Source organism: Micromonospora sp. DT43 (assembly GCF_049841645.1).
Lineage (GTDB): Bacteria > Actinomycetota > Actinomycetes > Mycobacteriales > Micromonosporaceae > Micromonospora.
Genome location: NZ_JBNCKR010000001.1, coordinates 836,636 through 849,897 on the forward strand (window position 1 = coordinate 836,636; position 13,262 = coordinate 849,897).

At 71.6% G+C, this 13,262-nt stretch carries 9 protein-coding genes and 1 pseudogene; 7 read left to right on the forward strand and 3 right to left on the reverse strand.

Annotation, left to right across the window (positions count from 1 at the left end):
* The first annotated feature begins 114 nt into the window (after window positions 1-114).
* From ACLQ26_RS03910 to ACLQ26_RS03920, 3 genes are all read left to right on the forward strand, one after another.
* Entirely contained in the window at window positions 115-1,065 is a 951-nt protein-coding gene (locus ACLQ26_RS03910) for an NUDIX hydrolase (protein ID WP_363680317.1), read from the forward strand.
* A gap of 95 nt (window positions 1,066-1,160) precedes the next feature.
* Window positions 1,161-2,096: an NUDIX hydrolase gene (locus ACLQ26_RS03915; protein WP_425743145.1), complete on the forward strand. Its 936-nt coding sequence runs from the start codon at window positions 1,161-1,163 to the stop codon at window positions 2,094-2,096.
* A 346-nt stretch (window positions 2,097-2,442) separates the two neighbouring features.
* Complete coding sequence (locus tag ACLQ26_RS03920) at window positions 2,443-3,381, forward strand: CDP-alcohol phosphatidyltransferase family protein (RefSeq protein ID WP_425743146.1); 939 nt, start codon at window positions 2,443-2,445, stop codon at window positions 3,379-3,381.
* Window positions 3,382-3,438: 57 nt separating this feature from the next.
* Here the strand turns inward: ACLQ26_RS03920 and ACLQ26_RS03925 are convergent, their stop codons facing one another.
* The 3 genes and pseudogenes from ACLQ26_RS03925 to ACLQ26_RS03935 all read right to left on the reverse strand — a co-directional run bounded on the left by ACLQ26_RS03925 (window position 3,439) and on the right by ACLQ26_RS03935 (window position 7,434).
* Window positions 3,439-4,692, reverse strand: a complete 1,254-nt coding sequence (locus ACLQ26_RS03925) for a phosphatidylserine decarboxylase (RefSeq protein WP_425743100.1) — start codon at window positions 4,690-4,692, stop codon at window positions 3,439-3,441.
* 526 nt (window positions 4,693-5,218) lie between these two features.
* Window positions 5,219-5,512, reverse strand: a pseudogene (locus ACLQ26_RS03930) (hypothetical protein); the annotation flags it as partial.
* A complete protein-coding gene (locus tag ACLQ26_RS03935) occupies window positions 5,509-7,434 on the reverse strand; it encodes a PspC domain-containing protein (RefSeq protein ID WP_425743101.1) in 1,926 nt (641 codons plus the stop codon). The gene ACLQ26_RS03935 and the pseudogene ACLQ26_RS03930, both read right to left, overlap by 4 nt.
* A 159-nt stretch (window positions 7,435-7,593) precedes the next feature.
* Between ACLQ26_RS03935 and ACLQ26_RS03940 the strand changes: the two genes are divergently transcribed.
* The 4 genes from ACLQ26_RS03940 to ACLQ26_RS03955 all read left to right on the forward strand — a co-directional run bounded on the left by ACLQ26_RS03940 (window position 7,594) and on the right by ACLQ26_RS03955 (window position 13,211).
* Window positions 7,594-8,859: a PspC domain-containing protein gene (locus tag ACLQ26_RS03940; protein WP_363680527.1), complete on the forward strand. Its 1,266-nt coding sequence runs from the start codon at window positions 7,594-7,596 to the stop codon at window positions 8,857-8,859.
* Window positions 8,860-8,861: 2 nt separating this feature from the next.
* Window positions 8,862-9,548 carry a response regulator transcription factor gene (locus tag ACLQ26_RS03945; protein ID WP_363680525.1) on the forward strand — a complete coding sequence of 229 codons (687 nt, stop codon included), beginning with the start codon at window positions 8,862-8,864 and terminating at the stop codon, window positions 9,546-9,548.
* A 190-nt stretch (window positions 9,549-9,738) separates the two neighbouring features.
* The gene (locus ACLQ26_RS03950) at window positions 9,739-10,902 is read left to right on the forward strand and encodes a thioester domain-containing protein (protein ID WP_425743102.1); all 1,164 of its coding nucleotides are present in this window, start codon (window positions 9,739-9,741) and stop codon (window positions 10,900-10,902) included.
* A 668-nt stretch (window positions 10,903-11,570) separates the two neighbouring features.
* Window positions 11,571-13,211, forward strand: coding sequence for a peptide ABC transporter substrate-binding protein (locus ACLQ26_RS03955; RefSeq protein ID WP_425743103.1), 1,641 nt, complete (start codon window positions 11,571-11,573; stop codon window positions 13,209-13,211).
* Window positions 13,212-13,262: the final 51 nt, after the last annotated feature.

The window sequence follows — 13,262 nt, forward strand, 5'->3', positions numbered from 1 at the left end:
GCCCTCGGTGACCGCCCGGATCCCTACCCTGATCGATCCCTGAGCGGGTAGCAAAGAGTCAGGAATCCGACTCTTTTCCGTCCCGGTAACCCGGCCCGGGGAGAATTTGGTTCCGTGACCACCTTGCTGGAGCCGCTTCGCAGGATCGCGGCATACGCAGTTTGTGCTGATTCAGACGGCCGAGTGTTGCTGGTCCGCGCATCGGAGCGCTCCGGCACCCCCGGCACCTGGTCGCTGCCCGGCGGCGCTGTCGACCACGGCGAGGACCCGCACCACACGGTCGTCCGCGAGACCGCCGCCGAGACCGGCCTCTCGGTCGCCGTCTCGGGCCTGGCCGACGTGCTCGCCGACATGCGGGCGCTGCCCGAGCGGGGCATCACCATCCACACCGACCGGCTGATCTACCGGGTCGCGGTGCGCGGCGGCACCCTCGCCGACCGGGTCGGTGAACGCCCCACCGACCTCGCCCGGTGGTACACGCTCGACGAGGCACGCGAGTTGCCGCTGCGCTCGTTCACGGCGCGTGCCCTCGGCCTGCCCGCCTCCTCGGCCGACGTGGTGCCCGACGAGGTGCCCGAGTTCCCGTCCTTCTACGCGGTGCCCGGCCCGGACGGGCTGCACCGGGCGCAACGCTTCGCCGCGTACGCGGTGTGCACCGATCCGGCCGGTCGGGTGCTGCTCACCCGCATCTCCGACGGCTACCCGGGCGCCGGCTGTTGGCACCTGCCCGGGGGTGGCACCGACTACGGCGAGCAGCCTGGCGCGGCGCTCATCCGGGAGCTTGTCGAGGAGACCGGCCAGTCCGGCCGCCTGGTCGAGCTGCTGGGTGTGGCGAGTCATCGCGACGCCGCCTCGCTCGGCCCGGAGGGCTACCCGATCGACTGGCACGGCGTACGTGCCTTCTACCGGGTCGTCGTCGACGAGCCGAACGCGCCGACGATCACCGACGTGGGCGGCTCCACCTGCGAGGCCCGCTGGTTCGCCCGCGAGGAGCTGGGCGCCCTCCCCGCCAACCGCCTGACCGAGGTAACAGCAGAAGCAGTCCAAGCAGCCCACCTAACCTGACCCACCCCCCGGCCCCCCGCCCCCCCGGCCCCCCCTTCCTCGCGGTGATCATGAAGTTATTGTCAGGACACGCCGAGATGGATGGCGATAACTTCATGATCACCGGTCTTGGGGCGGGTGCGGGGGAGCGGGGGCTGGGTGTGGAGCTGGTGCGGCAGGTTGCTGTTTATGGTCAGCTGTGGGTTTCCGGGCGGGTTCTGGTTGTTCGGGGGCCTCTGGCGGCCGTTTGGTCGTTGCCGGGGGGATCGGTCGTGCACGCCGAGCATCCTGAGCACGCGGTCGCGCGCGCGGTGAGCCAGCAGACCGGGCTGACCGTGTCGGTGGGTCGGTTGCGGGCCGTTGTCGCGGACGTCAGCACCCTGGCGCAGGACGACGTCTCGCTGCACACCGACCGGTTACTGTTCGAGATGACCGTGGACGGCAATGTGTCGGGCGACACGGGCGACGGCACGCTCGAGGCGCGGTGGGTCAGCCTCGACGAGGCGGCCGGGGTGCCGTTGACGCCGTTCAGCGCCGAACTGCTCGGGCTGCCGGTCACCCCGCTCCCGGCCGGCGCGCAGCCGTCCGCCGAGCCACTTCCGCAGTCGCATCCGGATCGCCGGTTGCGCTTCGGGGCGTACGGGCTGGTCACCGACCCGGCCGGGCGGGTTCTGCTCACCCAGATCGCGGACGGCTATCCCGGGGCCGGCAAGTGGCACCTGCCCGGCGGCGGCACCGATCACGGCGAACAGCCGACCACCGGACTGCTCCGCGAGCTGGTGGAGGAGGGTGGCCAGGTGGGCCGGGTAGTGGAACTGCTCGGCGTGGACAACCTGCACAACCCGGCCGCGCTCGGTCCCGAGGGCCGTCCGCTGGACTGGCACGGCGTCCGGGTGATCTATCGGGTGCTGGTGGACGTACCCACCGATGCGGTGGTGACCGAGTCCGCCGGTGGCTCGACCGCCCGGGCGGGCTGGTTCACCGTCGCCGAGACGGCTGACCTGCCACTGAGCGGCATCGCTGCTTCGGCAATCGGACAGCTGGGTCGATAGCACCCGGCTCGACGAGCCGAGATGGTGACCCTCCGGTACAGTCGGAGACGGGAATGATGGAGGAAACGGGCGATCAAGCCCGGGATGGGAATAACAAGGCGGTTCGCGCGGTTTGTACCAGATAAGTACCGCCGGCAGCTATCGCCAAGCCACGTTCCCCTATGCGATGGTGTACTCCGCAAAACGGCTGCCGGGCCACGCAAGGTCCGGCACGAGACAGCCGGACATCCGCCCCCAAACGGCGGCAAGCCGATCCGGTGATGGAGGAAACGTGCCGAGAGCCCCATGGCGCCGGCGTCGTACGACTGACAGTCCGCGCCCCGCAGGGCGTCGCTGGGCGGGCCCGTTGCGCCGCAGCAGCACGTTCGCCCGCCAGGTGCTGCTGGTCCGGGTGGGTCGCCGTGACGGTGACCTGCGGACCACCGACCTGACACTGCCTGAGCACCGGTACGCCGACCGCCAGCGCCGTCGTTACGGCCTGGACCGGCTCAGCCGGCCGCCGATCGACGCCACCCGGGCGGAGATCGAGGCTGTCATGCCCGTCAGCCCGGCGCTGCCGCCGATGGCGTACGCCGACGAGGCCACTGCCGGGTCGATCCCCCTGCTCCCCGGCGAGCGCACAGTCGCCCGCCGGATGAAGTTCGGCGTGGTCAACGCCTGCACCCTGGCCAGCCTCATGCTCGGCATGCTGGCCATCTTCCTCGCCATGCAGGGCGAGGTGCGGCTCGCAGCCCTCTGCCTGATCGCCTGCGTCGCCTTCGACGGCCTCGACGGTGCGCTGGCTCGCCGGCTCGGCGTGGCCAGCCCGTTCGGCGCCCAGATGGACTCGCTTGCCGACATGTGCTCGTTCGGCCTCGCCGCGCCCGTTGTGGTCTACGCCTCGCTCGCCGGCTCGGTGTCGACGGCTGCGGCAGCGGTGGCGTGCTTCCTGGTCGCGGCGTGTGCGGCGATCCGGCTGGCCCGCTTCAACGTCTCGCCGAAGGACGGCCGCTTCTTCTGCGGTGTCCCCACCACCATGGCCGCGGCCGTGCTCGCCGTGACCGTGGCGATCGGCCTGCCGGTGCCCGGCCTGGTGCTTGTCGCCGGTGTGGCACTGCTCGCCTTCGCGATGGTGTCCAGCTTCCCGTACGCCAAGCTCGCCCGCCTGGTGAAGCTGCCGCCATGGCTCTGGCTGGCCCCGGTGCTCGGCGCGCTCGTCGACATCCGGCTCACGTTCGCCCTGATCGTGGTGGGCTACCTGGTCAGCGGGCCGGTGCTCTGGCTGCGTCAGCGTCGTACCGCCTGATCCGACACACGAAACGGGGCGCCGCGGACAGCGGCGCCCCGTTTTCGCGTCCCGGTGTCAGCGCCAGCGGGCGATGACCGTGGAGCCGCCGACCACCTTGTCGCCCGGCCCCACCAGCGGGTCCGCGGCCTCGGCCGGCAGGTAGACGTCGGTCCGCGAGCCGAACCGGATGAGCCCGAAGCGCTCCCCCTTGGCCAGCAGCGCGCCGATCGGCGCGCGCTGCACGATGCGGCGGGCGATCAGGCCGGTCCGCTGTGCGACCACCACCGTGCCGCGGCTGGTGTCCAGGACGGTGTACGCGGCGACGTTGTGCTCGGCGTCCGGCTTCATCGCGTTGACGAAGCCGCCGTCGGCGACGAAGTAGTCCACCACCTTGCCGGCGACCGGAGACCGGTTGACGTGCACGTCCAGCACGGAGAGGAAGACCGCGACGCGCAGCCACTCGCCGTCGCCGAAACGCTCGTCGTGCAGGCGCTGCACCGACAGGACCTTGCCGTCCGCGCTGGCCACCACGGCGTTCGGATCCTCCGGCACGTCCCGCTGGGGATCACGGAAGAACGCGGCGACCGGCCCGGCGGCCAGCGCCGGCAGCAGCCACAGCTTCGACGACGGACGCGCCACGCGGGCCAGCGCCGCCAGGCCCAGCGTGATGCCCGCCGCGGCCACCCCGTTGGAGTCGATGTGCATGCCCCGGGTCAGCGGCACGCTCGACGGCCGGTACGCCGGGGCCAGCCGGTCGGCCGCCGCCGGACTGGCCGGGGTGAACCGCAGCCGGTAGACCCGCACCGGCGGCGTGTTGCGAAGCACCAGATCCCCGCCGACGCCGTAGAGGGCGTCCTGCCGGGCCAGTTCGGTGGCCGCGCCTGTCGTCCGGCCCGGCGTCGCGGTGGTCGCCACGCTCAGCACCGCGCCGTCGGTCAGGTACTTGGACAACCCGTTGATGGCGCTCCGGGTCTCCTCGGCGGTGCCGGTGAACGCCTCGACGGCGATGACCGCGGCGGCGGCCTCGGCGTCGGCGAGCGAGTCGACGACGCGTACCCGATCGGCGACCCACCGGCCCTGGGCGGTGATGTGCTCGCGGAGCACTGTGGCACCGGACGACTCGGCGGGCACCACTGTGAGCTGGTCACCGGGGAGCAGCGCCTCGATCGCCGCGGCCAGCACCGGGGACTCCGGGCTCGCGCCGACCAGCAGGGCGGCCTTCGGGTCGTTCATCCGGGCCAGCTCGGTGACGAGGGTACGGGCGGCTCGCTCGCCGATGCGGACCGGACCGGACCGGCCGGTGGTACGCACGGCGGGGGACTGCGTCATGTCGGGCGGGCTCCTGACGGGGTAGAGACGGGAATCGCGGCGGGGCCGCCACGGCGGGACGGGCCGGCCGGCGGAGGCGAGATCTCCACCGGCCAGCATATGCGCCTGCCCGCGCCGCCCGCATCGCCGTGGTATCGGCGCGGGCCGGCAACCAGGGTCAGGACTCCCGCCGTCGGCCCTCCCGCTCGTCCGCCGCCTCGTCCGCCGACGCCGTGCTCGGGTGGTCGGGCCGGGTCGGCGCGTCGGCCCCGTCGGAGCTCGGCGCGGCCTCCGACTCCGACTCCGACGCCGGATGGGCCAGCCAGGCCGGGTGGATCGCGTCCGACGACGCCTCCGGTGCCCGCATCTCGGCGGTCGGCGCCTCCGGCAGACGCATCTCGGCGGTCGGCGCCTCCGGTGCCCGCATCGCCACGGTCGGTACCGCTGACGCCGTTTCCGGCACGGGAGCGTCCCAGGCGGAGTGATCGGCGGTCCACGTCGGAAGGCCCGCGCCGGAGGCCGGGGTGGGCACCCCCGACGTCGGCACGCCCGGTTCGGCGGCGGCCGCCACCGGCCCGGCCGCCGAGGCCGGTGCGCCGGCCCCGTGGGCCGCGATCGTGGCCGGGTCGGCGACATCGTTCGGTTCCGAGCGGCCGGAGCGGCCGGAGCGCAAGGCGCCGACCAGACCGAAGACACCGATCAGGATCAGCGCGCCGGCCAGGAACCAGCCGACCGGTGGCAGTGCGAGCCCGAGAATCTGGGCGAGCAGCCACCAGGCCGACAGCGCCAGGAACACCAGCCCGAAGGCGAACGAGAGCAGGTCCGTGCGGTGAGCCTTCACCGGGTCACCTCCAGGTTGCCGGCATTGACATGGATGTACAGGCGCAGCTTTCCGCCGCCGGGACCGTCCGCGCCCAGGTCGGTGGACTCCCGCAGGCGGCCGTCGATCCCGCCGGAACGGTTGCCGAAGACTGTGGCGTCGCCGGCGTTGACGTCGGCCACCGTGGTGACGTCCACGTTCGGCGGTACGACAACTGTCGCCTGACCGAAGTTGATCGCGACGGTCACCTGGCTGTCCCGCTTCGTGAAGTCGATGCCCCGCAGGTCGAGCACGGCGTCACCGAAGCTGTTCTCGTACCTGTCGGCGAGGTCGCGGTAGTCGGTGGGGGCCCAGGTGACCGCCCCGTCCACGCCGCGGATGCGGTCGTAGGACTCGGCGACCGTGGCGGTGCCCAGCGCCGCGGCGGTCACCAGGCCGAGGGCGATAAGCCAACGGGCCCGGCCGAACCAGGTGCCGACCAGCAGCCCCAGCCCTATCGTGGCCAACGCGGCCGCGAAGTACGCCGACGCGGTGACGGCGAAGACGTCCAGCAGGTCGAGCAGGGCGACCATGCCGAGGGCCAGGAAGATCAGCGAGAAGGTCACCGCGCCGAGCGGCGAACGCTCCCGGGGCCGCTTCGGTGGCTTCGGCGGTTTCCGCGGCGGGTACGCGGCCGGGGCCGGCGCGGCGTACGGGCCGTGCGGCGCGAACGGGGGACGATACCCGCCCGGCGTCGCCGCGACCGGGTAACCGGACGGACTGGCGGGCACTGCGGTCACCGGTGCCGACGGCCAGTTGGCGGTGGGTGTGGCGTCGGTGGCGGTGGCCGTCCAGCCGTGCTCGGGTGCGGGCCAGGCGGCCTCCTGCTGCCCCGTCGTGGCGATGGACGGCTGCCCGGACACCGGCCCGGACGACATGGCTGCCCCGGACACCGGCTGTGCGCCGACGAGCGGCTGCGGGACGGTGGCCGGCTGGGGGCCGTGGATGGGTGCGCTCGGCGTTTCACCAGGCGCCGCCGAGGCGTACGCCGGAGCGCCGCCCGCCAAGGGCGCGGTCGCCAGCGGACCGGTGGACGGCACCGCGCCGTGCGTCGGAGCGGGCCAGGCGACCGGCGGAACCGGCCCGGGTGGCGTACCGGTCGGGGTGGGCGGCACCGGCCCGCCCGGGGCACCGGGCTGTGGCCCACGGCTGTCCCGGTTGAGCAGCAACGCGCCGCCGATCAGGATGGCCGCGCCGAGCAGCACCGCGCGGAAGGCGTCGGTGACGATGTAGCCGAAGCTGGCCGCCACCAGGATGCCCAGCACGATCACTGTCACCGGGGACATGCTGGAACGGCCGCGCCCCAGCATCGACTCCACCGGGGAGGCCGTGTCGCCCTCGTTCGGGATGATGAGCCAGGCGGCGACGTACACGAGGATGCCGATGCCGCCGAAGAACCCGAGCACCGCGAGCAGCACGCGCCAGAGCACCGGATCGGTGTTTGTGGCGCGTCCGATCGCCGCGCAGACCCCCGCCAGGTAACGGCCGTCGCGCGGCCGGACCAGCCCGTACCGCGATGTGAAACCGGTGCCGCCAAGCGGCCCCGCGGACGGCCCCGGCCCGCCGGGCCCCGGGGGCGTACCCCCGCCCCCGCCGGGTCCGTAGCCCGCGCCGGGTCCGTAGCCCGCGCCGGGCGCGAAGCCGGCGCCGGGCCCGTGGCCCGGGGCGGTCGTACCCCCTCCGGGCGCGTGGTCCGTGCCGCCCGCGGAGCCGGCGTCGGGTCCGTAGCTCGGGCTCGGAGGCTCGTACGCGCCCGGCGTCGGTCCGGCGGTCGGGTCGGTGCCGGTCGGGCCGAACGTGGTGGGCTCGGTCCAGCCGGCAGGTGTCTGGGCTGGTGCGGGCGGTGCTGAACCGCCCGGCTGTGCCGACCCGGGGCGGGGCGGCGGGGCAGCTTCCTCGGTCATGCCTCGATCCTGCTGCCCGTCTCGCCCGAGCGACCTCAGGACCCGACCCTGACCCCACCCTGAGATCCGAGCGGCCGGAATGTCGGGGGCGTCACCCGTGGTCGGCGGACGCCGCAGCGTGTGACGATCGAACTCACCGACCTCGCCCCGCCCACCACCGTGACCAGGGAGCTTCCAATCAGCACCGTGACCCCACCTCCGCGCCTCTACCGTGCGCCCGAGCATCGGATGGCCGCCGGTGTCGCCGCCGGTATCGCCGACCATCTCGGCATCTCGGTGCTGCGCGTGCGGGTCGCGTTCATGGTGCTGCTCGGGCTGAGTGGGCTCGGGCTGCTGCTCTACGCGGCCTTCTGGGCGGTGGTGCCGCTGCGCCCCGGCGACACCGCCGTGCCACCTCGGCGCGACGTGGCCCAGCTCCTCCCGTTCGTCGGGATCGGGCTCGGTGTCCTGCTCATCCAGGTGATGGTCTTCGACTCGGTCGGTGCGGCGGGCACCGCCGGCTGGCTGGTGGCGATCATCGCCGTCGGCGCCGGGGTGATCTGGCACCAGTCGGCGCCCGAGCGGCGGCGGCGCTGGGGCGACACGATGCCGGTCCCGTGGCTCGGGGCGGTGGTGGAGGAGAGCGACAGGCGGGCCTTCGTGCTCCGGTTCATCGGCGGCGGGGTGCTTGTCGCGGTCGGCATCATCGGCGTCGCGGCTGTCTACTCGCCGGCACAGAACTTCGACGCGGTGATCAACGGGGTGATCTTCGCGCTGGTTGGGTTGGCCGGGGTTGGCGTGGTCGCCGCGCCGGTGCTCTGGCGGACGTACAGCCAGCTCCGCTCGGAGCGCGAGGGGCGGATCCGCGAGCAGGAGCGGGCCGAGCTGGCCGCGATGGTGCACGACCAGGTGCTGCACACCCTCGCTCTGATCCAGCGCAACGCCAGCGACGTCAAGACGGTGCAGCGGTTGGCCCGTGGGCAGGAGCGTTCGCTGCGCAACTGGCTCTACAAGCCCACCGCGTCACCGAGTGAGCGCTTCGCCGCAGCTCTGGAGCAGGCCGCCGCCGAGGTCGAGGACACCTTCGCGATAACTGTGGAGACCGTCGTGGTGGGTGACCGGGAGACCGACGAGAAGGTCGGGGCGCTTGTCGCCGCCGCGCGGGAGGCGCTGGTGAACGCGGCCCGGCACGCGGGCGTGCAGACCGTGTCGCTCTACGCCGAGGTGGAGCCCGATCAGGTAAGCGTCTTCGTCCGGGACCGGGGGAAGGGCTTCGATCCGGATACGGTGGAGGACCACCGGCACGGCGTACGTGGTTCGATCATCGGACGGATGAAGCGGCACGGCGGACGGGCCGAGATCCGGTCCGGCCCGGGGGAGGGGACCGAGGTCCGGCTGATCCTGCCGATCTCCCGGGACTCGTCCGCAGCGGAGAGGAACAAATGACCATGGCCGAGCAGCCGATGGAGCACCTCGACCCGGCGACCAGCCGCCCCGAACGCCTGCGGGTGTTCCTCGTCGACGACCACGCCATGTTCCGCGCCGGGGTGCGTGCCGAGCTGGGCGCCCACGTCGAGGTGGTGGGTGAGGCGAGCACGGTGGCCGAGGCGGTCACCCGGATCGCCGCCACCGGTCCGGACGTGGTGCTGCTCGACGTCCACATGCCCGATGGCGGTGGTCGCGCCGTGCTGGAGGCGATGCGCCGCACCCACCCGCAGGTCAAGTTCCTGGCGCTGAGCGTCTCCGACGCGGCGGAGGACGTGATCGGGCTGATCCGGGCCGGCGCGCGGGGTTATGTCACCAAGACCATCTCCCCGGACGAGCTGGCCGCGGCGGTCCGTCGGGTCGCCGACGGTGACGCGGTGTTCAGCCCTCGGCTCGCCGGGTTCGTGCTGGACGCCTTCGCGGCCCGACCGGACGCCCCGGTTGCCGACCCGGAACTGGACCAGCTCACCAACCGGGAGCGGGAGGTGCTGCGTCTGCTGGCCCGGGGGTACGCGTACAAGGAGATCGCCAAGGAGCTGTTCATCTCCATCAAGACGGTGGAGACGCACGTGTCGAACGTGCTGCGCAAGCTCCAGATGTCCAACCGCTACGAGTTGTCCCGCTGGGCGGCGGACCGCCGGCTCGTGTGATCTATTCCTCCGCCCCCGCATTTCGGGCAGATGCCACGGATGCCACCGGGCGGGGCTGACAAACGATCAATCGTCGTCCCATACTGCCCCGGTCCCGTTTCCGCGCGTGGGTGTTGGCATCCCGCGGAGGCGGCGGCTCACGCGTACCCGCGGTCGCGGGTCACCCCTGGGGGAGAGGTACACACTCTTGATGTTCGGACAACGAGGACGACACTGGGCGCGGGTCGCGCTGGCGGCCGTCGCCGGCGGCGCGTTGGCGCTCGGCGTGGCGGGTGCGGCGGCCGCCGCTCCGGCCACCGGTGTGGCCAAGGCGGTCGAGGGCAGCCAGGTCACCCTGAAGCTGGACGGCAAGACGCGCACCACGTCCGCGCTCGCGCTGAAGATCGACGGCAAGCTGGTGCCGGCGTTCTGCATCGACTACCACACGAACGTGAAGCTCGATGGCAAGTACGAGGAGGGCACCTGGGACAAGTCCGAGGTGCAGAACCTCGGAAAGGTGCAGTGGGTGCTCACCCACGGCTACCCGAACGCCGACTCCACCAAGCTTCTCGCCGCCGCCGGCGTGCAGACCAAGATCGGTAAGAAGCAGCTCGACAACCTGCTCTACTTCGGCACCCAGACCGCCGTCTGGCACTTCAGCGACGGCATCGAGCTGGGCGCCTGGGAGAAGGGCCTGCAGGCCCCCAACCAGTACGAGGTGATCACGAAGGTTCGTGACTACCTGGTCGCGAACGCCACCGACCAGCCGGAGCCGCGTGCCGAGCTGGCCGTCGACCCGGCCAGCGCCACCGCGACTGTCGGCGGCAAGGCCGGTCCGTTCACGGTGAAGGGCCCGGCGGGCGCCATCACCCTCGCGGTCACCGGCGGCACCGCCGTCGACGCCGAGGGCAAGCCTGTCACCGCGACCACCAACGGCGGGCAGTTCTGGCTGGCCGCCGAGGCCGCCGGCACGGTGAACGTGACCCTGACGGCGCAGGACTCGGTCTCCTTCGGCCGGGTGTTCCTGTTCACCGGCGCCAAGGCGGCGCAGAAGCTGATCCTCGGCGGCAGCACCGGCGCCACCGTCACCGCCCGGGCGGCGGCCACCTTCACGGCCACCCCCACGACGCCGCCGGCCACCTCGTCGCCGACCCCGAGCGCGTCGCCGTCGCCGACCACCCCGGCGGCCACGCCGTCGGAGTCGGCGCAGCCGGCCAGCCCGGCGCCGTCCACCTCGCCGGTCAGCAACGGCGGCGGCCTGCCGCTCACCGGTTCGCCGATCGCGACGGCGGCGACCGCCGGTCTGCTGCTGCTCGCCGCGGGTGCGGTGACCGTCCTTCTGGTGCGTCGCCGCAAGGTCCGCTTCACCGCCTGATCCATCCCCGCCACACCACCGGCCCCGGCTCCGCCTCGCGCGGTGCCGGGGCCGGTGTCGTCGTACCAGCCGTGGTCGTCCTTCCATGATCAGAGAACCGGCCGCGGCACCCTCGTCCACCCAGCCGGCGATGGTGCCCGTGCAGCCGACGCCGACCTCGTCCGGACGGGCAAAGAAAATCGAGCCCCGGATGGACGTCGTGGCGTGCGCTCGTCAAGCGGAATAGCTCACAGAAACCGAGCCTGAGCGCGGCGCGGAGCGTGCCAGCAGGCCGTGTCCCTCCAGGTCAGGGACGTTGATCGCGCCCGTTTTATGATCATTTTTCAAGTATCGGCAACGTGGCGGGCAACTAACGGCTTGATAACGGCACCTTCACGGAAGAGGCCAGTGGGTGTCACAGTGGCAGCACCTCACCCTTGGTGTGTGGCACTCCGCACGGCCCGACGACCACGACCTTCGCTGTTTACCGGCGGGTTCGTGGCTGCGCCGCCTGCGTAGGGTCGTGCATCGTCGGGTGAGGGAGCCCGGCGGATCGGAACATCAGGGGTGTCCCCAAACTTCCCTGTGGTCCCGGCGACCCCCGCCCCGGGGTGGTCGGGCGGTGTCACCCCCCAAACGTGCGTGAAACCCACGACGGAACCAGGTTTAGAAAGAGGAGGCCCCTCGGAATGAGAGTCTCGAAGCGGGCGACGAGCGCTATCGCGCTCAGCGCGGCTGCCGCGCTTGTCGCGAGCGGTTGCTCGAGCGGTGACGGCGACGGCGACGCCGCCGCCAGCAAGGATGGCGCGATCGTCATCCACGGCGTCCAGCCGGAGAACCCGCTGGTTCCGTCGAACACCACGGAGACCGGCGGTGGCAAGGTCATCGACTGGCTGTTCACCGGCCTGGTCGAGTACCCCAACGACGGTGGGGCCCCGCGCAACGCGCTGGCCGAGTCCATCGACACCAAGGACTCGAAGGTCTTCACGATCAAGATCAAGAAGGGTACCAAGTTCCACGACGGTACCGAGGTGAAGGCGAAGAACTTCGTCGACGCCTGGAACTGGGCCGCGTACTCGCCGAACGGCGCGCAGAACGGCTCCTTCTTCTCGGACATCGCGGGCTTCGACAAGACCTACACCGAGGACCCGGACGGCGCCGACGGCCCGCAGAAGGCCCCGGTCCCGACGGCCAAGGAGCTGTCCGGCCTGAAGGTCGTCGACGAGCAGACCTTCGAGGTCACCCTCGCCGCTCCGACCGCGGTCTTCCCGACCAAGCTCGGCTACAGCGCGTTCATGCCGCTGCCGGACGCGTTCTTCACCATGAAGCCCGAAGAGTTCGGCAAGAAGCCGATCGGTAACGGCCCGGTGAAGTTCGTCTCGTGGCAGGACAACGTCCTCATCAAGCTGACTCGTTTCGACGACTACAGCCTGCGCGACAAGATGAAGATCAAGGACGTCGACGTCAAGCTGTACCAGGACGAGACGGCGGCCTACGCCGACCTGCTCGCCAACAACCTGGACTTCATGGAGGTCGTCCCCACCTCGGCGCTCGCCGGCGACAAGTGGAAGACCGACCTCGGTGAGCGTGGCCTGAACACCGTCACGCCGTCGACCGCGCTGATCGCGTTCCCGATCTACGACAAGCGCTTCCAGAACCCGAAGCTGCGTCGTGCGGTCTCGCTGGCGATCAACCGGCAGGAGATCTCGGACAAGATCTTCTTCGGTACCCGTAAGCCGGCCGACAGCTGGGCGAACCCGCTGACCCCGGGCGCCAAGCCGGGTAACTGCACCGCCTGCAAGTTCGACCCGACCACGGCCAAGCAGCTGCTGACCGAGGCCGGCGGCTTCACCGGCGAGATGGTCTTCTACTACAACTCGGACTCCAGCCACAAGGACTGGATGGACGCGGTTGCGCAGCAGGTCAAGACCAACCTCGGCATCGACGCTCGCGCCGAGGGCATCCCGACCTTCGCGGTGTTCCGTCAGAACATCAACGCGCACAAGATGACCGGCCCGTACCGTGCCGCCTGGCAGCAGGACTACCCGGACGTGGAGAACTGGGTCAACCCGCTCTACGTCAAGGGTGGCTCGTCCAACGACGGCCTGTACAGCAACCCCGAGGTCGACACCCTGGCCAAGCAGGCCAGCTCCGCGCCGAGCCTCGAGGCTTCGCACGACGCCTTCGCCAAGGCCATCGAGAAGGTCGACCAGGACGTCCCGAGCATCCCGATCTACTTCTACGGCCAGCAGTCCGGCCACTCGGAGAAGATCAAGAAGCTCGAGCTGAACAACGTCGGCGAACTCGACATCACCTCGGTCGAGCTCTGATCCGAACGGTCTGACCCCGGGTCGGGCTCGCCACATCCGGTGAGCCCGACC